Source organism: Methanothermobacter sp. K4 (genome assembly GCF_022014235.1).
In the GTDB taxonomy this organism is placed as follows: Archaea; Methanobacteriota; Methanobacteria; order Methanobacteriales; family Methanothermobacteraceae; genus Methanothermobacter.
This window is the reverse complement of record NZ_JAKLTD010000001.1, coordinates 440,853-461,365: the sequence shown is the minus strand read 5'-3', so window position 1 is coordinate 461,365 and position 20,513 is coordinate 440,853. Positions and strand designations below refer to the sequence as shown.

Here is a 20,513-nt window from a genome sequence, read left to right as displayed (position 1 = left end):
TTCCCCACTATTCTGTGACCTCTCCACCCCTGAACTCCATGAAGGTTATTACGATTGCACTGAGCCCCACAAGGACCTTGAGGCCCACAACTATGTTGAGGTAGGGTATTATCCCTGCATGTGTCGGATCCGGGTAGTTGAATAAGCCGCTGACACCCTGTGATATGCCATACAGGTCAACTCCCAGGTTGTAAAGGAAGAAACCTGAGAAGAATAGGCCACAGAGTCCCAGGGCAACGTATCCAAGTGCCCCTATGCTTTCCATTGCAGACATGAATTCATGTGAAAACTGGAAGGGGCTCTTTTCGATTCCATATACGACTGCGCAGAATATGAACCCGGCTGCAACCATAGCGCCCCCCTGAAATCCTCCTCCAGGGGTTATATGGCCCCCGAGCACTGTCAGGATCCCCAGGCACATTATGAATATTGCTGCAGGGAATGCGAATATCTTAAGTATTGTACTCATCTCTCCTTCCCTCCGTCATCTCTCCCTATCTGGACCTTACCCCTTCCAAATACCAGAAGGGTTACAAGTACAGCCGTGACAAGTATAAGGGCCTCTCCAAGTGTATCGTATGCCCTCCAGTCGAACACGACAACCGTCACCATGTTGGGGGCTATCTTTGTTCCGAGGTAATTGTATATAATGCTTATTCCGGGGTTTATCGCCTTGCTAATGTCAATGATGGCATCAAAGAGTGTTACCCCGAAGAGGCCAAGGGCCACCGTTGCCATGAGCCCCCTGATGGATTCAGACACCTGAACCACCCCAGTAGAATATTGAAACCAGTATTCCGAGTGTCATGAGCGCATAGAATATCATCCTGCTGAACTCATCCCCCTGTTCCCTTCTGAGTCTCACAGAGATCGGGAAGGAGGTCAGGAGGAAGACCGCGAGCAGGAGAACCGTGAACACCATGAGGATGAAATTTATCTTCCTCAGCATCACCGCAGCTATCAGGACAGCTGCAGTTACTGTTATCTCCGCTGTGAGTGCTGCTGAGGCCGAAATGTTGCTTACTCCCTTCTCACCATCTTTTTCTGTTAATTCCCTTATCCTGTCTATTACCGTATCATAGAAGCTCATCTCATCCCCTCTCATATTATAAGACCCTGTATCAGTGATGTGAACTGGGATGTTGCAATCCAGGGCGCAACTCCCAGTGCCGTGCATATGAGAATCAGCACCACAAGTGAGAATACCGTCGACCTGGGGACCGATTCTGATTCCAGTTCCATTCCCTCAGGTTCTGGTCTGAGGTAAACCGAATAGAATGCCCTGAGGAACGTCATGAAGGTGACTATGCTGAGGAGTATCATCACAACACCCAGCTCAGGGAACCCTGCCTGGATGGATGCCTGTATGAGCATCAGCTTGCTCTGGAATACATTGAATGGTGGTACACCCGCCATTATGAACCCTGAAAGCATCACGAGACCTGCAAGACCGGGTTTATATGCTATGAGGCCCCCTATCCTTTCAGGGTCGGATCTTCCAGTCATGTAGAAGATCGTCCCGAAGCCCAGGAATATGCATGCTGTTATCAGGGCCTCGTTGACAGCCTGGAACAGTCCCGCGGATATACTGGCTGCGGTTCCAAGGCCAAGGCCTATTCCAATGTACCCGAGTTCACCCACCGCAAGGAAACCTATCATCCTCCTTAGATCTGTCTGCATGAGTGCCATGCTTATACCCAGAACCATCCCTGCCAGTGAGAAGAACACCATGGCCCACCTCACAAGCGGCATATGGTAGAACATTCTCAGTATGACCAGTGCGAGGGCTGTGAATGTGAAGACAGAGAAGGCCTGAAGAAGCGCAGCCCCATGGGGGAGGGCCCTGCTGTAGACCGCTGATTTGATGGTGTGGAATGGTGGGAGCCCCGTACCGTAAAGCCACCCGAATAGTATGAGTGATGATGCAAGCAGGAATAGGGGACTGCCAGGGTTAACAAGGCCACTTCTCATTGAAAACACTATATCTGATATGTTAACGTTACCTGTCAGCGCAAGGAGTATGGCCACACCCAGGAGGAGCATGGGGGCTGCCACCCCACCTATCATCATGTATTTGAGTGCGGTCTCATAGCTGCGCTCCACCCCCGAGCAGAGAATCACACCAACCTGTGCAAGTGCCGCTATCTCAAAGAAGACATAGAGGTTGAATATGTCATCTGTGAGGACTATGGCTGTAACAGCAGCTGTCCCCATAAACATGAGGAATGCGTAGACACCTGAAGGTTTTCTGACCTCATTGAGGGATGTTAAAACCGCCAGGAACGCCACGATTGATAGTATGAACAGAAATATCCTCTGGGCACTTCCAAAGAGGTATGTTATCCCAGGGTGAAATGAGTAGAGGTACGATGACTTTACGGAGTCGGGCAGTCCTGATGCAATGGCAGAATTCTCTGATAGTGGGGCGTAGCCCCCAAAGTAATGTGCACCGTACCCTGCAAGGAGGGGTATGACTGGAAGTACAATTGCCACTGCAACAGCCAGTACCTTCACGGTTCTGTCCCTTCCATGAAGGAGGTTAAGTAGAAGAGCACAGAGAATCAGCAAAACCACCATGACCGGTATAAGTGGATTCATAATTTCTCACCTGTTAAACTCCTGATTTTTCACTCTTCCAGCACCTTGGATGCGCTTATGGTGCCGTGTTTATGATAAAGGATTATTATTATACCAAGCATCACAGCAAGGGTGCTGGCCCCTATAACTATGCTTGTGAGTACAAGTGCAAAGGGCAGCGGGTAGGATGCGTTCTGTGCAAACCATGTCCCTGACATTCCTGGAAGGTAAATGTAGACTGTACCCCCAGGTCTGTAGCCCAGTGTCACAAGGAAGAGGTTAACGCCGTCAGCTATGAATGAAAGGGCTATAACCTTCTTTATGAGGTTGTCTATGAATATCACGGCCACAGCGCCTATGACCATGAGGCTTCCTGCTGTCAGTAGGGATGCCAGCTGTAGAGAGATCATCATTCTTCCTCCATTCTCATTGTCCTGTAAGCAGCAAGTGCAAAGAAGACCGGTATAATTGCGGATCCAACTATCGCCTGTGTCAGTGCGACATCAGGTGCCAGTAGCAGCTGGTAAAGGGCTGCTATTGCGGCCCCGGGGACCCCTGTGAGTATGGCTGCCTTCAGGAGGTCCCTCTGGACCAGTGCAAGTACCGCTCCAAGTATGGCTATAATCATTATCACGTATTCGATCATCTAATCCCCCTCCCCATGGTAGTGGGCATTTGCTATTGCATGTGAGACAAACGGTGCCAGTATGAAGTATGTTGCGGCCAGTAGTGGTTCTCCAAGGGCAAGGAGTGCCAGTATGCATGCAACATCGGCAATACCGAGGACGTGGATCCTTGCATACAGGACCCTCTCTATATCGTCCCTGAATCTGAGTATACCTATGGCTGCCAGTATCACAAGTATGGATGATATGATGAGGATGGCGGACCTTAAAATCATGATGTACACTTCTATCAACCCCTCAGAACCCTCGCAAATGCTATGGTGCCAACTGGCCCCAGAAGAACAAGGGCATAGGCTATATCACGGCAGAAGCCAACTCCATAGATCCTGTTTATGAGTATGAGTATCGTTGCGATGGCTAAGCTGAGCGCTGATATACCAACAAGGCCCATCCCTATGCTCTTTCTTGTTGCGATTCTCACCGCTGCAATGGAGAACACTGCCAGTGAAGCCAGGAGAATATATTCTGATATCATCAGCAGATCCATGAAAAACCCCCTATTCAAGCATCCCCCTTATGTAGGGTTCAAATGGTATTATGTCCTCCCTGCTGCGGGGATATATTGCAGCGACCTTAAGGATTCTGTTCTCAGAATCAAGGTCAACCGAAAGTGTTCCTGGTGTGAGGGTTATGCTGTTTGCAAGTATCGTCTGGGACACCGGCCTTGTGAGTTCAGTCTCTATTTCCACTATTACAGGCGCAATGTTTCCATTAAGTGTTCTTACTGCCACGTCAGCTGTTGCCTTAAGTATTTCATATATCAGAACCAGGAAGTAGGCGATACCGTACAGAATCCTTGTGATAAACATTTTATAGCTCCCTTCTCTTTAGTACCAGTTCTAATTAACATGATTATTTATGATAATATAAAGTTTTCTATATAAATCGTAATAAAAATATGATACTCTCTGATTACAGCCACAGGAGCACGTAGAGTACCACAAGGGCCCAGAAAATCAGCATAAGGATCCCGAAGCCCTTTCTGAAGGTTCTCCCTGAGAAGGGCCTCATGAACCTGACCCCTGATGGTGTGAAGGAATCAAGGACATCATGGCTGATGAACCCAATGAGGAGGGGCCCCATTATTGTGTAGAGATTCATTGTGGGAAAATCCGTGAGGAAAACCCCGAGAAGAGTCAGAAGTACGAATGGTAAGATCATCACCCTGTTAAGGAACATGAACCCCAGAACCGTGAGTATGACCATGATTGATGCCTTCCCATCAAGGCCCAGTGACCTCAGAAGGAAGAACACCGATAGAACAAACACAGTCAGGCAGGCAGAGATTATGAGGGCCCCCAGAATTGAATGTGTGAATCCCCTGTGCCTTGAAAGGTAGAATATGAGGGCAAGATCCATGAGGGCAATCCCCGCAAGGTAGGGGAGACCCAGGATGTAAAATACAAGGAATATCACAAGTCCAAAAAGAAACACCGTTGACACATTCTCTGATCTAACCTCATGGTCCATATCAGGAATCATGGACCCCAGAAGTGCCAGTGCAACCGGAAAAACCGCCTGGAAAATTGGGGACGCCATTATGATTGAAAAGGCGGCATGTTTCCTATATGAGGACACTGAACCACCCCTCTCTACTGAAGGAACACATCCAAACACCTCATAATGATAGAATACCCATGTACTTCATTCTTTTGGTCTTATATACCTATTCTCTGTAAAAAACTCATAATGATAGAATACCCATGTACTTCAGAAAGAGCCTCATCTGCAGAAGCGACCTTCTGTCACTGCCCTCCCTGACCACTCCATTCTCAGATAAAACCTCACAGGTTACAGAGGGGATACCTGCAAGGTTACATTCATCCTCAAGGGCCCCCCTGTAATGGGAAGACGCCCTCTCATAGCATAGAAGTTTAGATGAAGTCCTTGAAGTTATGTAACGGGCTATCTCCATGCTTTCATGTTCAGGTTCCTCTGAACAGAAAACACCCTCAACACCGGGTTTGCTTCCAGGTGCAGTGGAGTGGAAATCTGCAAGTGCATCCACCCCCATCTCACATGCCCTCCTGAATATGGAATTTGTTACAGACCCCTGGATGCTGGCTGAGCGGTTCAGATCATGGCCCCTGAACCACCTGCTGTTCTTCATCGTTGCCCATGGGGCGGCAAATGGTATCACATGCACAGTCCCCCTGATATCCATGGATAAGAGCTGTTCTGAAAGCCGTATCGCAGCTACCTGTGGGGGTATCTCATTTCCATGAACCCCCGCCACAACCATCACCACTGGCCTCCCCCCTCCAAGGGTGAGCATCACAGTACCCTGCCGGGAGTACTCTGCCAGTTCAAGGGAAATTTCTGAGCTTAAATGTGGCCGTAGAGCATCATTGAGGGTAACATCACCTCCCGAGCCCTCATGTACAGTTGAAATTTTAATCGGGTCCTCCCTCACAAACATCAAGGTCACCACGCACAGAACCATAAACCTAAGATAGTATCAGAGGTCCCCATATGCAGATCTCCCAGTTAACCGACTGGTGATAGCACCCGCAGGTCAACATCATATGGATCTCCAAGTACATTGGGGACAGACTTAATAACACCTAGCCATTATATCTATAATGCTGGTAATAAAAACATGGGTATTTGATTCTTATAAGGTGATTGTCATGGATAAGGTGGTTCTTGCTTTCAGTGGAGGTCTTGACACATCTGTATGTATCAAGCTCCTTGAGGAAAAATACGGTATGGAAGTCATAACAGCCTGCGTGGATGTTGGTCAGCCGCGGGAGGAGGTTGAAAGACCAGCAAGGGTTGCAGAGGAACTTGGAAACTATAAACACCACACAGTGGATGCGAGGGAAGAGTTTGCAGAGAAATACATATTCCCGGCCATAAAGGCAAATGCAGTATACGAGGGATACCCCCTCAGCACGGCCCTTGCAAGGCCCCTGATAGCAGAAAAGATAGTTGAGGTTGCTGAAGCAGAGGGTGCATCTGCAATAGCACATGGATGTACAGGTAAGGGAAATGATCAGTTCCGTTTTGAGGCTGTTATAAGGTCAAGGACGGACCTTGAGGTCATAGCACCCATAAGGGACCTGAACCTCACAAGGACAGAGGAGATGGAATATGCCAGATCCTGCGGCATACCCCTCCCCTCAGATAAGCTCTACAGTATAGACGAAAACCTCTGGGGTCGTGCAATAGAGGGCGACATCCTTGAGGATCCCATGGTGGAACCGCCCGAGGACGCATTCCAGTGGACAAGGCCCATCGATAAAACCCCTGAAGAACCAGAGGTGGTTGAGATCGAATTCAGGAGCGGGGTCCCCGTTGCACTGAATGGTGATGAGATGAAGCCCCTTGAACTCATAGGCCTTGCAAATGAAATCGCAGGTAAACACGGGATTGGAAGGGTTGACATCATGGAGGACCGGATCATAGGGATGAAGAGCCGTGAGGTCTATGAAACACCCGCAGCCTTCCTCCTCCTGGAGGCCCACCGGGCCCTTGAACAGCTGACACTTACCAGGAGCGAACTTCGATTCGCAGATACAGTCAGCAGCACCTACGCTGAACTCGTCTACAGTGGACTCTGGCATGACCCCCTCCGTGAGGACCTTGACATGGCAATAAATCACATGCAGAGGCGTGTAACCGGAATGGTGAGGGTCAAACTACACAGGGGCAGCATGCGGGTCATAGGCAGAAAGTCACCCTACAGCCTCTACAGTGAGGAGATAGTATCATTTGAGGACAAGACCCTTGACCAGAGGGAGATGGCTGGAATGGTCAAAAACTACGCCCTCCAGGCCGGGATATACAACAGGGTGTGCAGGAAGGAGAACTGATGGAAGGGTTCTCATTCCTTGTTCTCATTGTGGTTGCCACATTCATAATTGCAGGGGGTCTTGCATCCCTCAGGATACTTTTTGGTGTTGGGAGGAAGATCCTGGCACTTGCAGGGAACATAGTCCTTGGAATTTTTCTTCTTTTTGGTGTTAATATACTGCCATTCGTAAACATCCCCATCAACCCTCTTACAGTCCTTGTGGCTGGTTTTGGTGGGGTGACAGGGGTCGGGATACTTCTCATTGGAAACATCCTTGGATTGGTCTGAGGATGCACCCCCATATTTAATTTTGCTCAGAAACCATAGGTCTGCATATCCATTGCCCTTGGAATAAAATCATGGATATCTGACGCTAAAAATCCTGTTCCATGTTTCTCCATTGCCAGTTCACCTGCCTTACCATTTATGAATGCTGCAAGTGAGGCGGAATCAAATGACGAAAGTCCCATTGCACGTAGACCAGCAGTTAAACCGGCAAGGCAATCCCCTGTACCTCCCACAGTCATTCCCGGGCACCCAGTCCTGTTGAGCCGGAATCTGTCACCCTGAAATATCATGTCCACATGACCCTTCAGAAGGACCGTTCCGCTTATCCTGGATGAAACCGAGCTGAATGCGGCTACCCTTTCATTGAAATCGGCGTATATTTCGGATCTGAGTTTGAAGAACTCCCTGAATTCGCCCATATGTGGAGTTACAGTTAAATCCTGGTAGTCAGTGACATGGGAGTAGTCAATCAGCCTGAGTGCATCAGCATCGAGTACCAGGGGTTTTCCCATTTCCTGGAGTGCTCCAATAAGTTCTCTGAAAGTCTCTGATGTTGATTGGTGTCTACCAGCCCCACAGCCCACAAGAACAGAATCGGCATTTTCTGCAAGTTCCAGGAGCTCCCCCAGGGACCCTGGCCCTATATATTTACCCTCAAGTTTCCTGACTATTAGATCAGGTGCTATGGATTTGATGGCGCTGGCTGCGCTGCCCGGTGCTGCCACTGTTACAACGTCTGCACCTGCCCTCAGGGCGGAGATTGCTGCGAGTGCAGGGGCCCCTGAGTAGTGATGGCTTCCGCCGATAACCAGAACCCTCCCGTTTTCCCCCTTATGACTCTCAGGGCTTCTTGAGGGTATCCTTAGAAGATCCCCCGGCCCCACGAACACCTCAGCTGCCCTTGGTATCCCTATGTCCCTCACCACGATTTCCCCTGTGATGACAGGATCCGCATTTTCAAGTCCATCCTTCATCCTGTGGAATGTCACCGTAAGGTCTGCAGCCACAGCCACATCATCCACAGTCCCTGTCTCTGGGTTGAGTCCACTCGGTATATCCACAGAAACCTTAAATGCGTCTGAACGGTTTATGAGTTCAATGGCTGACCTTGATGGTTCCCTTATAACCCCCCTGACACCTGTGCCAAGTACTGCATCAACAACCACATCTGCATCCACAGTGAAAAGCTCAGATGAATCACTGGCCGCCCTTACGCCGAGTATGCCTGGCTCAGGCTGCATGGCCCTCAGAACATCCCAGTTACGCCGTGCCTCCAGTGACCCTATCCTTTCGGGGTGTGCAAGCAGGAGAACCTCAACCTCGAATCCCATGTTAAGGAGATGCCGTGCAGCAACAAACCCATCACCACCATTTCCCCCCGACCCGCAAAATAATACGACCCTTCCTCCATCCGCATAATTCCCTATCTCCTCTGCAACTGCCCTTCCAGCAGTCTCCATAAGTGAAAGTCTTGGAATACCAAGGTACTCCGCATTAATATCAGCTGCTGCCATATCAATCGGCTTCATAACTGTTTCACCATCCATAGAATTTCAGGGTTAATTCCAGAGCCCCCACTCCAGATACTCTGAATTTATATTATTGACTGACAGATATTTAACATATCAACAGGTGAGGTTTCCCATGCCACCCCAAAGGAATCTGGTGGAGAATATCCCCTACGTTCCCCTATCAGTCATATACTATGCCCTCGCGGCTCTGGCGGCTCTCATAATTTATGGTATAGCTGGCTCAATGTACATAATGGGTCTTGACATCTACAATGCCATCTACTTCACGGTGATCACCATCGCCACTGTGGGTTACGGGGACATAACACCCGTCACTGTATCCCAGAAGATATTCTCTGTTACCCTTGCCCTTGGTGGTGTGGGACTCATAGCCTATGTTCTAAGCTTAACCGTTTCGGTGATCACGATGACACTGCAGGAGACCATATCAGGTGCCCGGATACGGAGGTTAATGCAGTCAATGAACAACCACTTTATTCTCTGTGGTTTTGGCCGTGTTGGATCCGCCGTTTTTAAGGAGTTACAGAAAAGGAATCAGAAGACCATAATAATTGAGAAGGACCGGGAAATAGTGGAAAAGGAACTCTGGGAGGACCCCAACGTACTTGCAATACCTGAAAGCGCCACAGATGAGGATGCCCTCAGGGCTGCCGGCATAAAGAGGGCCCGTGGGGTTATAATAACAACCGGGGATGATGTTGACAACCTCTTCATAACCCTCACCTGCAGGGAGCTGAATCCTGACATATGGATCGTGACAAGGTCCAGTAAGAGGGAAAACATAAAGAGACTCTACCGTGCAGGGGCCAACCGTGTGATCTCCCCTGAGATCAGTGGGGGTGAGGACATCTACTTTGCAGCCATGGAACCCACCATGGTGAAGATAACAGTTAAGCACGACGTTGAGGATATTGGAAGGGAGGCAGAGATAATACTCAAATATGGCTGCACACTGGAGGATATAGAGTATCACCTCCCTGAGTTCAAGGAGCCCCTGGTCAGGAAAATTGGGGTATCCGAGAGAAAGGAACTTGAAAGGTTTTTGAATGCCCTTGAGGGTGACCCCGCCAGGAAGAGCTCCCTTACAAGGATCTATGAGTCTGTGAGCGGAATACACTCCCACTGGATATCCGGACCGGACCGGGAGAGTATAGATAAGGTCATAGAGGAACTCAGAGAGGAGGGCATCCTTCTCGGCGTTAACCTTGATGACAGTGAGATAAAGGAGGTTGCAAGGAAGCATGGGCGACTTGTTGAGATAATAATTAAGCCTGAGATGAGCATTGTTGAAAACCACGGCGTGGATGACATAAGAAGGGAAGCAGAGATCATAATAAAGAATGGCTGTACAATCGAGGACATAGAGTACTACCTTCCAGGTTTCTCAGAACCCCTCAGAAGAAATGTGGGTGTTGATTCAATTGAGGACGTCGACCGTTTCATAAAGACCCTCAGGAGTGACTCCCGTAAACTGGAATCCCTTGACAGACTCTACACCCTCTCAGGTGGGGGTATACATACTCACAGGATATCCGGCCCGGACTCAAAGAGCCTTGATAGGGTGGAGGAGGAACTCAGGAAGGAGGGCTTCCTCATAGGGGTTAATCTGGACCTCGCTGAGATCAAATCCATAATACAGGAATCTGGAAGGGTTGTTGAGATGCTCCTGAAGCATGACCTGGGTAACATGGACGACAAGGAGACAATTATAAGGAGGGGCGGTCGAATCCTTGACTCAAAGCACTACCTTCCAGGGGTGAGGCAGGTTGTCACAAGGAACCTCAACATAAGGAACATGGATGACCTCCGGAGGTGCCAGGAGGAACTTGAAAAGCCAGATGCCAGGAGATCCCTGAAGGCCCTGTACAGCATATCAAGGAATATACACTCACACACCGTCGCTGCAAGTGACGTTAAGGTTATAAAGAAGATTGAAAGGGACCTCAAAAAGAGGGGTGTGCTCCTTGGTGTTAACCTCTCTGAAGATGAGATATGGGATATAGTTGAGAGTGAAATGATGGAGAAGTTCTGCATAGAATAAAAAATGCCCTAATTCAAGAATAAAAAAATAGAATATTTAGAAGAGGTCGTGGAGTTTGATCTGGTATGCTCCAAGGTTGCCGCCGTAGTTCCCTGCACTTATCTTAATTATGCCCGGAACGGTGCATGCGGCCTTTATACCTTCCTTCATCGCCTCCCTTACAGCCTCTTCGTTGACACCGTCTATAACTATCTCATATACCCCATTGACATTTTCAGGTATCTCGCTGCCCTCAACCTCATCTTTGAGGGTTACGCACATCTTCTCATTGGTTGAGGCGTTGAGAAACTTGTACTTGTTTGATCCAACCTTTGAACCTGAAGCCACCACACCGCCAGGGAATGGTGTTACCGTGCCTTCAACTGCGGCTATCGCATCCACTGCTGCCTGGGCCGCCAGGAGGGCTGATGCCTGACTGTCACCCATGATGAAGAAGTTTCCACCTGCAACCCCATCCTTTATTCCAAATTCACTTTCAATGAGGAAGTCACCTGACATTATCGGGATTGAGTGGATCTTTCTTCCGTCGATTTCAAGTTCCTTCTCGTACCCATCCCCAAAGAACTTGAGCTTGAATCCCACATTGAGTTTCTCGTCCTCGTCATCGAGAGCATCGAATACTGCAGTTGTTGGGGCTGTCAGTATACCCATACCTATCCTTTCAAGGAGCTCATGGTCCAGGTTCTTCTTTGATGGGTTGCAGATCATTATTACGTATCCAGGTCTCCCATCGGGTGTCTCCTCTGGTGGAACGTAGCAGTCTATACCTGCCTCTGCAGGGCACCCTATAACAGATGTACCGTAACCTGTTGCCTCGGTTGCAGCTATCTTTGCAAGTTTTTTGGTTGCTGCGGTTACAAGAACCCTTGAAACCTTGATACCGAAGGCCTCCGCAAATGTATCCTCTATTTCAACACCATTTATCTCCATAATTATCACCTAGTTGATTTAGTGGAAGAACTGCTAATATATTTTTCTAATTTTGTTTAAGTATTAAGGCCCGTTCCAAAATCAGTTATCTTCTAAGCACCCCAAGGGCACTTTAAATGAATCTACAGGATCTTTCACAGAATTAAAAGTGACTCTTCAGATTAGAAAACTTAGCAATTCAGCTGGATCAGTAATGAACTTGCAGGAATTGTCCTCAGAGGTTAATCCAAGATGTGCTTCATTCACCTTCAGCGGGCTTCAGTACCTTTATCCTGAAACATGTTCCAGGTGAGAGCCTGTAATCCACGTTTGCCTCTATCTGGTTCAGTAGACTTCTTACAAGCTGCAGACCCAGGGAATCTGCATTCTCAAAGTCCACGTCCTCAGGGAACCCGCGACCATTGTCCCTGACCTCAAGCATGTAATGATCATCCTTATTCCTGAAAACAGCCCTTATCTTTCCATCCTGCCCATCGGCGAATGCGTGTCTGAAGCTGTTGGATAGTAGCTCTGAGAGTATCATTCCAAGGGGTACCGCCAGGTCAAGACCCATTTCAGCATCCTCAAAGTACATCTCAAGTCTCACATTTCCAGGTTCAGGTGAGTATGTGCTTAGAATCCCTGAAACAATGCTCCGGGCGTAGCCTGCAAAGTTTATTGCCTCAAAGGATCCCTCATGAATAAACTTCTCATAAGCTTTCCTTATTGACCTTAGACGATTCTGGGTATCCCTGAGGAGCTCATAATCATCCCTGTCCTTTATATATGGGAACTGAAGATTAACTATGCTTGTAATAAGCTGAAGGTTCCTGTCGATCTGCCGGTAGAGGCCATTTATTGTATTCCTCAGTTCAGATATCGTTCTACGGAGCTCAGCCACCTCATTAAGCTTTTCTGAAGCATCCCTTGCAGTTACAAGGATGAAATCCTGGCCTGATAGCTCCAGGGGTCTGAAGCTCAGTTCAAGGGGTACATCCCTGCCATCCGCGTCCATGAACTCCATGATGGTGGTGCATGGGCGGGGTTCCTCAGCCAGGCGGTCAAGTATTATCCTTAGCCCGGACTTCTGAATGAGTGGAATAGCCCTCAACGTTGGAAGGTACCTCCCCCTCAGATTATCGGGATCATACCCCAGCCTATCAGCGAAGGAATTGCTCAGGTCAAGTATGAAACCATTTATATCCTGTAATATCCAGGGTTCAGAAGATTCCAGGAGAAGGTTGAGGTAATCCGGTGATGAACGTATCTCCTCCACGAGGTTCTCATACATTTTTTCGTCGTGTAACTTATCGGTTAAGAAAACCCTTTCAAGCATGATTATCCCCCTAACCTGCTGCGGTGGTCCATCTATAAATCTGATTATTGACCCATAAATCTTTTTCCAGTGTTGTGCCAGATTTCACAAAACCTAAGTTTCTCCATCAGTTTCTCAGGTACATATCAGAGGAGTCATGGGAGTACTATGCTGACCTCCCTAAAGTTTCTCCATCAGTTTCTCAGATACAGACGCCCCAAAGTATGGTAGAGATGCCACGCCCATTGCTGAGATCATCCAGAAGGATATGAGTCTCTCAACAACAGTTACGGCTGCGCTGACAGACGGCGATACGCCTGCTGCCGAATAAAAGACTATCATAACCCCATCAACGGCGCCGAGGCCCCCTGGAAGTAGTGGTATCATGCCAATGAGTGTTGCCAGTATGAAAACCTCTGCTATCACAATAAGTGAGACGCTTGTGCCAAATGCCTCAAATACAAGGTATACCCTTATGATCTCAAGGAGCCACAGGATGAATGAAAGTGGTATTCCATACAGCAACACTCTCTTATCAGCCAGCATTATCCTCATGGTACTCTGAAATTCCCTGAGCGCATTCCTTAGCCTTTTTTCAAGTTTTTCATAGTTCTTTCTGTAGAATCTCCTTACAATGCCAAGTACCCAGCCAAGTATTCTCTCACCGGATTCCCTGTCAATGGATATGTAGAGAGCCAAAAAGAAAGCCGCGGTTATTATTATAACCGAAACTATAAGTGCAGCCACTATCCATGGTGAAAGTTCAAAGTAGAGGACTATTGCGACTATGGTAAGTATGGCCAGAAAGATAAATGGAAATGTGTCAAGACCCCTGTCTGCTATCACAGTTGCAAAGGCAGCCTCCATTGAAGCCCTGGAGTATTTTCCAAGTATGTAGGCCCTTACAGGTTCACCCCCACCCCTTGCGCTTGGCGTGAGGTTATTTATGGCCATGCCCACAAGCAGCATCGGAAATAGGTGCCTTTTTCTTATGTTTATTGAAACAGCCCCCATGGTAAGGGCCCACCTCACGGTGAAGAGTCCTAGGATTATGAATTCCAGGGCAACTGCCATGATTACATAGAGGGGGTTCGCCTTCCGTAGGGCTTCCTCAATCTCTCCGGGCCCTATGAGGGATATCATAACCGCAAGGGCCAGCACTCCTATTGCAATAAGAATTGCGCCTTTGTGTTTCATTTAAACCATCGATATCCTTTCTCAGATATTAGATCACAGCCGCATGAAAACCTGTATTTGTCAAAGTAAATCAAAGCCTTACAAATTCACACGAAAGCCTGTCTGTGTCAAATAGCGCCAGCGTACTCTCCCCTGAAATGTAGCCGCAGAGTTCACCTGGATTAACCATTATGGTTTCTGCACTCACAATGCTCTTTTCATGGGTGTGGCCGGTTACCACAAGGTCATATTTACCACATTCAACAACACAGTCAAGGATCTGCCTGTCATGGCCATGTATAACAGCTATTTTCAAGCCATCAAATTCCAGTTCCTTAAATTCAGATAGCTCTGTGAGTTCAGAGTACGCTGCACGCAGCCCATCCCTTTCACCATCATTGTTTCCAAATATGGCCTCAAATCTCATTTCAAGCCTTCCAAATTCCTGTGCAGTGAATGGCGATATTAAATCCCCTGCATGTATAACAAGATCCACAGATTCCCTGTTGAATAAATTGACCGCCTTCCTTATTGAATCAAGGTTATCATGTGAATCAGCCACCAGTCCTATCAAACAAACCACCCGTAAAAGATACAGTGATCCTACATACATTTATATACTATGATGTTTAAGTTTATGTATGGGATGCGGTGAGGTCATTGATTATTTCTTACTGTTTCTGGTTGGAAGTAATTATATGATTTTGTGCGTCCCTACTTAAGGATGTGATGAATTGTTTGGAGATAACTACTACAGGAAGGAAACCTACTCCACACCCGTCAATGTTGGTGAGGAGTATGAAGTTAAAATTGAAGACCTTGGCAGAGATGGCGATGGAATAGCCCGTGTTGAAGGTTTTGTTGTTTTTGTACCTGGTGCAGGTGTCGGAGACGAAGTTAAAATAAGGATAAGTGCAACCAGGCGCAAGTTTGCTTTCGCTGAAGTTGTAGAATAAACTGGATTGAATTTCATATAAACTGGAGTAGATTATTCTACCCAAAGAACTTTATTTTTTGCTTATTTCCCCATTAGAGTATTATCATCTCCTTATCCATTATTCTAAAAATTTAGAACTTTATTTTTTGCTTATTTCCCCATTAGAGTATTACCATCTCCTTATCCATTATTCTAAAAATTTATATTGGAACACTCCCATTCTTTATATGGTAACATGAGATACATTGGAAAGAGGGACCTTTTTACCGTTGGAAAGTATCTTGGCAATATAATGCAGGGGATAGGCTTCGTTGTTGCATTACCCCTCATTGTTGCACTGATCTACGGTGAAGGAGATTTTTTAAGTTTTATTGTGCCCTCAATTATCTCGTTCAGCATTGGAACTGTGCTAAAGAGATATTCCCCTGAGGAATGCGCCATACGCCTGAAACATGGTATGATGGTTGCATGTCTTGCCTGGCTCTGGGCCGGACTTATAGGTAGCCTCATAATGATGTCAGCCCTTAACATCGATTTTGCAAATGCCTTCTTTGAGAACATGTCTGCATGGACAGGCAGTGGACTCACAGTTTTCTCCAATGTTGAAGCACTCCCAAAATCAATTCTATTCTTAAGAAGTCTTGAACAGTGGATTGGTGGGCTTGGTGTTGTTATCGTTGTTATAGGTGTTCTAATAAGACCTGGTACGGCTGCTGCACGTTTATACAAGTCCGAGGCACGGGAGGAACGGATAAAACCCAGCATAGCAAACACCGTCAGGACTATCTGGTGGATCTACCTCACTTACACGGTCCTCGGGATCGTCCTCTATGGGCTGACAGGTATGCCCCTCTTTGATGCCATCAACAACACCCTCACAAACCTCTCAACGGGGGGAATGTCCATAAAGAACCTCAACATCGGCTACTACCGTAGCGATGCTGTGTACCTTGTAACCATGTTTCTCATGATACTTGGGGGAACAAGCTTCCTTGTACACTACCAGGCCATAAAGGGAAGATTCTCAAATGTTTTGAGGGATATACAGCTGCAGGCAACCTTTGCCTTCATAACCCTTTTCACGGTCCTTTCGATCTACATTGGTGGTGTTGCCCCCCTTGAATCTGTCTACCATGTGATATCAGCCCTCAGCTGCACCGGTTCAAGTATAAGTTCAACCAGTCAGATGGTTGCCTGGTCAGGGTACTTCAAGATAGTTCTAATAATATGCATGCTCACAGGTATGGCAGCAGGTTCAACCACAGGGGCTGTGAAGATAATCCGTGTCATAACTGTACTGAAGGGTGTCTACTGGGACATCATGAGGATACTGGCACCAGAGGGTTCTGTTATACCAAGAAAGATATCATGCAAGTCTGTGAGTGACGCTGAGATAAGGGAGGCCGGTTCATACATAAGCCTTTACTTTATCCTTCTCTTTTTCACATGGTCAGTTCTTGTAACCTATGGATATGACCCCCTCAACTCCCTCTTTGAGGCGGCCTCTGCCCAGGGAAACGTTGGGCTCAGTATGGGGATAACCAGTTTCAATCTCCCCCTGATACCAAAAATAGCCCTCATAATCAGCATGTGGCTTGGAAGACTCGAGATAATCCCTGTTCTTGTGTTAATACGTGGTTTAGTGGAGGCCTTCAAGGTTAACTGAGCCACTAGAATAGGCGCATGATCATTATCTTCACTGAAAAACCTTATTAATGATGACGTTTAACACAAGTAAACACGAGTAATGATTATCTTTATTCTGCCTGAAGTCTGAAAGGTGTGGATATGTATGTTGTTATAATGGGCGGAGGAAGAGTTGGTTTAACACTTGCAAACCTCCTTATATCAGATGGAAATGATGTGACTCTCATAGAAAATGATGAAACGCTCTGTGCCAATGCTGCAGTTGAACTGGACGCCCTTGTGATCTGCGGTAACGGTACAGACATAAAAACCCTCGAAGAGGCCAACATAAACAATGCAGATGTCTTTGTTGCGGCCACAGGGAATGATGAGGCCAACCTTCTAAGCTGCATACTCGTGAGGGAGTACAATATACCAAAGATCATAGCAAGGGTCAGCAACCCGGACCACGAGGACGCCTTCAAGAAGGTTGGCATAGATCACGTTATAAGCCCTGAGAGGACCGCTGCAGGTTACCTTGAGAAACTGATAACGAGGCCAAAGGTGGCTGACCTCATCGTCCTTGGGCATGGGGATGCCGAGATCCTTGATATGGAGATAAAGAGCAGTAAAATTGTTGGGAAGAAGGTCAAGGATGTTTCGCCAACTGAAAAGTACATCATTGTGGCCATATACAGTAACGGTGACCTCATAATACCCCAGCCGGATATGGTCCTTGAGAGGGGAGCCAAGATATCTGTACTTGTAAAGACCGAGGCTGTGAATGAGGTTACAAAGAAATTCACAGGATAACTACCCTCAGTCTTTTTTCATTGCTTTTACTGAATCAAACTCTCGCAGATCAACCTCATCCAGTATAAGCCATTGGCAGAAGGAGAATTGTGGTTATATATGGTGAACTATGGTTAAATGGTACTTCATGCCGCCTTTACCGCCTGTAGTGGCGTTCATGCCAGGTGGTGAGCTATGGTTAAATGGTGCTTCATGGCTGGCCTCATCACTGGACTGCTCACAGGTATTCTGATTGGCACCTACCTGGAGAGCTGGATTTCAGATGACACCCAGACACCGCTCGATGAATGGGGAAGTTACCCTGAGCCGTTAAATGGCACGAGCATTATATCATATAAGAACAGCTGCTCTCAGCTCAACCTATCAGACGTTGAGGAGAACCCATTCTCACCCAAGGAGAGAAGGGTGTGGGTTGATGGAATAGTATTCAGGAAATATGAATTTGAAAGTATCAACAGAACAGTGCCCCTTATGGTACTCAGCGTATCCCCGGGGCCCGGTTATGTGCTTGTTAGATATGGTGCAGCAAGCCCTCTAAAAGCAGGGGATCATGTGAGGGTTTACGGGGAGTATTTCTATCCCGCCAGGAATGAAATAGCACCTGAAATTCGGGACAGAAATTTGCCCGGGATAAAAGCAGTTTACATGCAGAAAATGGAAATAACACTAACTGAAGCCAGGCCCAAACCATTACCCTATCCCAAGGAAGGTCGCGGCCAGTTCCACATGCCTTGAACCATTATCAACCCATGGCCCGTGACCAGGGAATAGGTACTCAATGTCGAGTTTCATGAGTTTTTTAATGGACTCTGCGAGTTCATTGATGTCTCCACCCACATCTACCCGACCGAATCCCCCATCGGCAAAAACCGTGTCCCCTGAGATGAGTGAACTGCCATCATAGAGGCATATGCATCCGGGTGTGTGACCGGGTGTGTGTATAACCTCAAAGTCACCTATGAAGTCCCCACCCCCGATTTCAACAGCCACTTCCATTGGCTCCATGGATGCCGAGAACATGTAGGCAACCGTTTTGGCATCGTCCCCCTCCCTGAGTGCGTCTGCATCAAGACTGTGAATTGCTATATCTGCATCGAAGAGCCTGTTTCCACCGGTATGGTCAAAGTGGCAGTGGGTGTTCACTATATGCTTTATGGTGTCGGGGTCAACACCCGCCATTCTTATCCTACTCATGAGGTTATCAGGGTTCATACCGGTCCCTGTATCAACCACCGTGTCTCCGAGGATGTATATGTTAGAATCAAAAAGGGTTCCTTCAATCGCTATTATATTATCGAATTTCTGTATCATGAAAGCGCCTCAGAAAAAGGGGGTGATGGGGTCACTGGGATTTGAACCCAGATCCTAGGATTTCTCTTGTCTCAGTACTCCAATCGGTCATCATACTGTAGTCAGAGCGCGCATTTTCTTCAAAGACAACTGGAGTCCCAGATGATAGCCTGGTTACACCATGACCCCATTTGATAGAAATGTTGAAGCCAAGGGTGAGATTTGAACTCACGTGTAATGGATCTGCAGTCCACCGCTTCGCCACTAAGCTACCTTGGCATAGAGTAACTAATATCAGAATTAGTATTTAAAGTTTGCGGTCCCTTCATCTGAGTCGGGTCTGCCTTTCGCGGCCGGTGATCTCATGTATATCCCTGCCCCTCTCAAGGGCAATATCAAGGTCAAGCCTGTAATTTTCTGATGGTGTCATCTCAAGGTCAGCCGGTGAGAGAAAGATCCAGTCCCTGTACCTGAATTTTACCCCAATATAGGGTTCTGCGCCGAATATTTCTGAGAACTCCAGAAGCCCCTTTATCTTCCCTGAATCAATGTATATGCGTTCACCTGATGTCATCTTGACCTCGATTGCAAGGTATATTTCTCCGTTCCCTGCTATGATATCAGGAAGGGGTTTCTTCGTGGCCCCCCCAGAGGCCGGTGCCCTCATGGCAGCAAAATCCTTTTCCCAGAGGAGTTTCACAAGGTCCCTCTCTCCCCGCGATCCATCCCTAACCATGAAGACACCCTAAGACTCTCAATTCTCCCTTTCCAGAAACACTAAACAGCAGCCGGGACACACTAAATAACACTCTCAATTCTCCTTGCCCTGAAGGTTCCCCTTCCACTGTCACTGAGCCAGTCAATGAGCGCATCCTTTACAATGACATTCTGGTCATGGAGATGGATATCAACTGTCAAGCCGGACCTGTTGAAGCTATCATCAGAGGGTATGAACCGTATGAATGTTCCTGTGAAGTGGTACCTTGTTTTAAGGAACCACTGTGTCAGGTAAATGCCCTCCATGATTCCTATCTCCTCGCCCTCCCGGATCACAGTCGCCCTGAAGGAGGCACAGGTCCTTTCAATACGTATCATATAATCAGCCATGGTGTTCTGAGGTGCTTTACCGGAATCCGCAGCCGGTACTGAAAATCTTCATCATAACACAATAAATAATTTTCCATGGATGATTAATAAAGCCTCGCATGAAGCATCGGTGATTTCACCGGGGGTCTGAGCTGGTAATCAGATGGATGACAATAAACCGTGTCGTGGGGTGCCCGAATTTTATATTCTCCAGAACTTGATGGTTTTCAGATAATGAAAAAATGATTGATGAGAATGGGGCCGGGGCCGAGATTTGAACCCGAGTCGCGGGATCCACAGTCCCGAAGGATAACCACCTACCCCACCCCGGCAGTTGAATTCTATCACAGTGCGGGGGCAGGGATTCGAACCCTGGTAGGCCTACGCCAACAGGTCCTAAGCCTGTCCCCTTTGGCCAGCTCGGGCACCCCCGCAGCAATG

Annotated in this window: 26 protein-coding genes and 4 tRNA genes; 7 read left to right on the top strand and 23 right to left on the bottom strand. The window is 47.5% G+C overall.

Annotated features, from left to right (window positions below):
- Positions 1-7: 7 nt before the first annotated feature.
- The 11 genes from L5462_RS02500 to L5462_RS02450 all read right to left on the bottom strand — a co-directional run bounded on the left by L5462_RS02500 (position 8) and on the right by L5462_RS02450 (position 5,682).
- On the bottom strand, positions 8-469 hold the full coding sequence (locus tag L5462_RS02500; protein WP_237779238.1) for an MnhB domain-containing protein: 462 nt from the start codon (positions 467-469) through the stop codon (positions 8-10).
- On the bottom strand, positions 466-762 hold the full coding sequence (locus tag L5462_RS02495) for an EhbH (protein ID WP_237779237.1): 297 nt from the start codon (positions 760-762) through the stop codon (positions 466-468). Before L5462_RS02495 ends, L5462_RS02500 begins: the two co-directional genes overlap by 4 nt.
- Positions 755-1,090, bottom strand: a complete 336-nt coding sequence (locus tag L5462_RS02490) for an energy-converting hydrogenase B subunit G, EhbG (protein ID WP_237779236.1) — start codon at positions 1,088-1,090, stop codon at positions 755-757. The genes L5462_RS02495 and L5462_RS02490 overlap by 8 nt, the downstream gene beginning before the upstream one ends.
- 11 nt (positions 1,091-1,101) lie before the next feature.
- Entirely contained in the window at positions 1,102-2,598 is a 1,497-nt protein-coding gene (gene ehbF, locus L5462_RS02485) for an energy conserving hydrogenase EhbF (RefSeq protein WP_237779235.1), read from the bottom strand.
- 29 nt (positions 2,599-2,627) lie between these two features.
- Entirely contained in the window at positions 2,628-2,987 is a 360-nt protein-coding gene (locus tag L5462_RS02480) for a cation:proton antiporter subunit C (RefSeq protein ID WP_237779492.1), read from the bottom strand.
- Positions 2,987-3,223 (bottom strand): DUF4040 domain-containing protein, encoded by a 237-nt coding sequence (locus L5462_RS02475; protein WP_013296425.1) that lies wholly within the window; start codon positions 3,221-3,223, stop codon positions 2,987-2,989. The genes L5462_RS02480 and L5462_RS02475 overlap by 1 nt, the downstream gene beginning before the upstream one ends.
- Complete coding sequence (locus L5462_RS02470; RefSeq protein ID WP_160323501.1) at positions 3,224-3,478, bottom strand: DUF2109 family protein; 255 nt, start codon at positions 3,476-3,478, stop codon at positions 3,224-3,226. It lies immediately after the preceding gene.
- 14 nt (positions 3,479-3,492) lie between these two features.
- Positions 3,493-3,750, bottom strand: coding sequence for a monovalent cation/H+ antiporter complex subunit F (locus L5462_RS02465; protein WP_237779234.1), 258 nt, complete (start codon positions 3,748-3,750; stop codon positions 3,493-3,495).
- Between the two features lie 10 nt (positions 3,751-3,760).
- Entirely contained in the window at positions 3,761-4,072 is a 312-nt protein-coding gene (locus L5462_RS02460; protein ID WP_237779233.1) for a monovalent cation/H+ antiporter subunit E, read from the bottom strand.
- 103 nt (positions 4,073-4,175) lie between these two features.
- Positions 4,176-4,841, bottom strand: coding sequence for a metal-dependent hydrolase (locus L5462_RS02455; protein WP_237779232.1), 666 nt, complete (start codon positions 4,839-4,841; stop codon positions 4,176-4,178).
- Positions 4,842-4,947: 106 nt separating this feature from the next.
- Positions 4,948-5,682 (bottom strand): succinylglutamate desuccinylase/aspartoacylase family protein, encoded by a 735-nt coding sequence (locus L5462_RS02450; RefSeq protein ID WP_237779231.1) that lies wholly within the window; start codon positions 5,680-5,682, stop codon positions 4,948-4,950.
- Positions 5,683-5,893: 211 nt separating this feature from the next.
- Here L5462_RS02450 and L5462_RS02445 point away from each other — a divergent pair, with 211 nt between their 5' ends.
- Positions 5,894-7,078 (top strand): argininosuccinate synthase, encoded by a 1,185-nt coding sequence (locus tag L5462_RS02445; protein WP_237779230.1) that lies wholly within the window; start codon positions 5,894-5,896, stop codon positions 7,076-7,078.
- The gene (locus L5462_RS02440) at positions 7,078-7,347 is read left to right on the top strand and encodes a pro-sigmaK processing inhibitor BofA family protein (protein WP_013296432.1); all 270 of its coding nucleotides are present in this window, start codon (positions 7,078-7,080) and stop codon (positions 7,345-7,347) included. The genes L5462_RS02445 and L5462_RS02440 overlap by 1 nt, the downstream gene beginning before the upstream one ends.
- Before the next feature lie 26 nt (positions 7,348-7,373).
- On the opposite strand, the gene L5462_RS02435 is transcribed toward L5462_RS02440, so the two are convergent.
- Complete coding sequence (locus L5462_RS02435) at positions 7,374-8,876, bottom strand: NAD(P)H-hydrate dehydratase (RefSeq protein WP_237779229.1); 1,503 nt, start codon at positions 8,874-8,876, stop codon at positions 7,374-7,376.
- 115 nt (positions 8,877-8,991) lie between these two features.
- On the opposite strand from L5462_RS02435, the gene L5462_RS02430 reads away from it, so the two are divergent.
- A complete protein-coding gene (locus tag L5462_RS02430) occupies positions 8,992-10,920 on the top strand; it encodes a 3H domain-containing protein (RefSeq protein WP_237779228.1) in 1,929 nt (642 codons plus the stop codon).
- Positions 10,921-10,956: 36 nt separating this feature from the next.
- On the opposite strand, the gene fhcD is transcribed toward L5462_RS02430, so the two are convergent.
- The 4 genes from fhcD to L5462_RS02410 form a co-directional block, all read right to left on the bottom strand.
- Positions 10,957-11,850, bottom strand: coding sequence for a formylmethanofuran--tetrahydromethanopterin N-formyltransferase (gene fhcD, locus L5462_RS02425; protein WP_237779227.1), 894 nt, complete (start codon positions 11,848-11,850; stop codon positions 10,957-10,959).
- A gap of 238 nt (positions 11,851-12,088) precedes the next feature.
- Positions 12,089-13,165, bottom strand: a complete 1,077-nt coding sequence (locus L5462_RS02420; RefSeq protein WP_237779226.1) for a sensor histidine kinase — start codon at positions 13,163-13,165, stop codon at positions 12,089-12,091.
- 159 nt (positions 13,166-13,324) lie between these two features.
- Positions 13,325-14,341 (bottom strand): UPF0104 family protein, encoded by a 1,017-nt coding sequence (locus L5462_RS02415; RefSeq protein WP_237779225.1) that lies wholly within the window; start codon positions 14,339-14,341, stop codon positions 13,325-13,327.
- A 70-nt stretch (positions 14,342-14,411) separates the two neighbouring features.
- Positions 14,412-14,903 carry a metallophosphoesterase gene (locus L5462_RS02410; RefSeq protein WP_370636999.1) on the bottom strand — a complete coding sequence of 164 codons (492 nt, stop codon included), beginning with the start codon at positions 14,901-14,903 and terminating at the stop codon, positions 14,412-14,414.
- A 151-nt stretch (positions 14,904-15,054) separates the two neighbouring features.
- Between L5462_RS02410 and L5462_RS02405 the strand changes: the two genes are divergently transcribed.
- From L5462_RS02405 to L5462_RS02390, 4 genes are all read left to right on the top strand, one after another.
- Positions 15,055-15,276, top strand: coding sequence for a TRAM domain-containing protein (locus tag L5462_RS02405; RefSeq protein WP_010876887.1), 222 nt, complete (start codon positions 15,055-15,057; stop codon positions 15,274-15,276).
- Positions 15,277-15,492: 216 nt separating this feature from the next.
- Positions 15,493-16,923: a TrkH family potassium uptake protein gene (locus tag L5462_RS02400; RefSeq protein ID WP_237779223.1), complete on the top strand. Its 1,431-nt coding sequence runs from the start codon at positions 15,493-15,495 to the stop codon at positions 16,921-16,923.
- Positions 16,924-17,045: 122 nt separating this feature from the next.
- Entirely contained in the window at positions 17,046-17,696 is a 651-nt protein-coding gene (locus L5462_RS02395) for a TrkA family potassium uptake protein (protein ID WP_013296441.1), read from the top strand.
- A 174-nt stretch (positions 17,697-17,870) separates the two neighbouring features.
- Positions 17,871-18,431, top strand: a complete 561-nt coding sequence (locus L5462_RS02390) for a hypothetical protein (RefSeq protein ID WP_237779222.1) — start codon at positions 17,871-17,873, stop codon at positions 18,429-18,431.
- On the opposite strand, the gene L5462_RS02385 is transcribed toward L5462_RS02390, so the two are convergent.
- The 7 genes from L5462_RS02385 to L5462_RS02355 all read right to left on the bottom strand — a co-directional run bounded on the left by L5462_RS02385 (position 18,387) and on the right by L5462_RS02355 (position 20,506).
- Positions 18,387-19,007 carry an MBL fold metallo-hydrolase gene (locus L5462_RS02385; protein ID WP_237779221.1) on the bottom strand — a complete coding sequence of 207 codons (621 nt, stop codon included), beginning with the start codon at positions 19,005-19,007 and terminating at the stop codon, positions 18,387-18,389. The genes L5462_RS02390 and L5462_RS02385 overlap by 45 nt on opposite strands.
- Positions 19,008-19,033: 26 nt before the next feature.
- Positions 19,034-19,175 (bottom strand) — tRNA-Trp (locus tag L5462_RS02380).
- A gap of 18 nt (positions 19,176-19,193) precedes the next feature.
- A tRNA-Cys gene (locus L5462_RS02375) sits at positions 19,194-19,265 on the bottom strand.
- A gap of 46 nt (positions 19,266-19,311) precedes the next feature.
- Complete coding sequence (hjc, locus tag L5462_RS02370) at positions 19,312-19,722, bottom strand: Holliday junction resolvase Hjc (RefSeq protein ID WP_237779220.1); 411 nt, start codon at positions 19,720-19,722, stop codon at positions 19,312-19,314.
- Positions 19,723-19,784: 62 nt separating this feature from the next.
- Positions 19,785-20,081, bottom strand: coding sequence for a hypothetical protein (locus L5462_RS02365; RefSeq protein WP_237779219.1), 297 nt, complete (start codon positions 20,079-20,081; stop codon positions 19,785-19,787).
- A gap of 247 nt (positions 20,082-20,328) precedes the next feature.
- Positions 20,329-20,404, bottom strand: a tRNA-His gene (locus tag L5462_RS02360).
- An 18-nt stretch (positions 20,405-20,422) separates the two neighbouring features.
- Positions 20,423-20,506, bottom strand: a tRNA-Leu gene (locus tag L5462_RS02355).
- Positions 20,507-20,513 lie beyond the last annotated feature (7 nt).

Coding starts and splice junctions, on each gene's coding strand:
- L5462_RS02500 (WP_237779238.1), bottom strand. CDS start 469: ATGAGTACAATACTTAAGATATTCGCATTCCCTGCAGCAATATTCATA.
- L5462_RS02490 (WP_237779236.1), bottom strand. CDS start 1,090: ATGAGCTTCTATGATACGGTAATAGACAGGATAAGGGAATTAACAGAA.
- ehbF (WP_237779235.1), bottom strand. CDS start 2,598: ATGAATCCACTTATACCGGTCATGGTGGTTTTGCTGATTCTCTGTGCT.
- L5462_RS02480 (WP_237779492.1), bottom strand. CDS start 2,987: ATGATCTCTCTACAGCTGGCATCCCTACTGACAGCAGGAAGCCTCATG.
- L5462_RS02475 (WP_013296425.1), bottom strand. CDS start 3,223: ATGATCGAATACGTGATAATGATTATAGCCATACTTGGAGCGGTACTT.
- L5462_RS02470 (WP_160323501.1), bottom strand. CDS start 3,478: ATGATTTTAAGGTCCGCCATCCTCATCATATCATCCATACTTGTGATA.
- L5462_RS02465 (WP_237779234.1), bottom strand. CDS start 3,750: ATGGATCTGCTGATGATATCAGAATATATTCTCCTGGCTTCACTGGCA.
- L5462_RS02460 (WP_237779233.1), bottom strand. CDS start 4,072: ATGTTTATCACAAGGATTCTGTACGGTATCGCCTACTTCCTGGTTCTG.
- L5462_RS02450 (WP_237779231.1), bottom strand. CDS start 5,682: ATGTTTGTGAGGGAGGACCCGATTAAAATTTCAACTGTACATGAGGGC.
- L5462_RS02445 (WP_237779230.1), top strand. CDS start 5,894: ATGGATAAGGTGGTTCTTGCTTTCAGTGGAGGTCTTGACACATCTGTA.
- L5462_RS02440 (WP_013296432.1), top strand. CDS start 7,078: ATGGAAGGGTTCTCATTCCTTGTTCTCATTGTGGTTGCCACATTCATA.
- L5462_RS02435 (WP_237779229.1), bottom strand. CDS start 8,876: ATGAAGCCGATTGATATGGCAGCAGCTGATATTAATGCGGAGTACCTT.
- L5462_RS02430 (WP_237779228.1), top strand. CDS start 8,992: ATGCCACCCCAAAGGAATCTGGTGGAGAATATCCCCTACGTTCCCCTA.
- fhcD (WP_237779227.1), bottom strand. CDS start 11,850: ATGGAGATAAATGGTGTTGAAATAGAGGATACATTTGCGGAGGCCTTC.
- L5462_RS02420 (WP_237779226.1), bottom strand. CDS start 13,165: ATGCTTGAAAGGGTTTTCTTAACCGATAAGTTACACGACGAAAAAATG.
- L5462_RS02415 (WP_237779225.1), bottom strand. CDS start 14,341: ATGAAACACAAAGGCGCAATTCTTATTGCAATAGGAGTGCTGGCCCTT.
- L5462_RS02400 (WP_237779223.1), top strand. CDS start 15,493: ATGAGATACATTGGAAAGAGGGACCTTTTTACCGTTGGAAAGTATCTT.
- L5462_RS02395 (WP_013296441.1), top strand. CDS start 17,046: ATGTATGTTGTTATAATGGGCGGAGGAAGAGTTGGTTTAACACTTGCA.
- L5462_RS02390 (WP_237779222.1), top strand. CDS start 17,871: ATGGTTAAATGGTGCTTCATGGCTGGCCTCATCACTGGACTGCTCACA.
- L5462_RS02385 (WP_237779221.1), bottom strand. CDS start 19,007: ATGATACAGAAATTCGATAATATAATAGCGATTGAAGGAACCCTTTTT.
- hjc (WP_237779220.1), bottom strand. CDS start 19,722: ATGGTTAGGGATGGATCGCGGGGAGAGAGGGACCTTGTGAAACTCCTC.
- L5462_RS02365 (WP_237779219.1), bottom strand. CDS start 20,081: ATGATACGTATTGAAAGGACCTGTGCCTCCTTCAGGGCGACTGTGATC.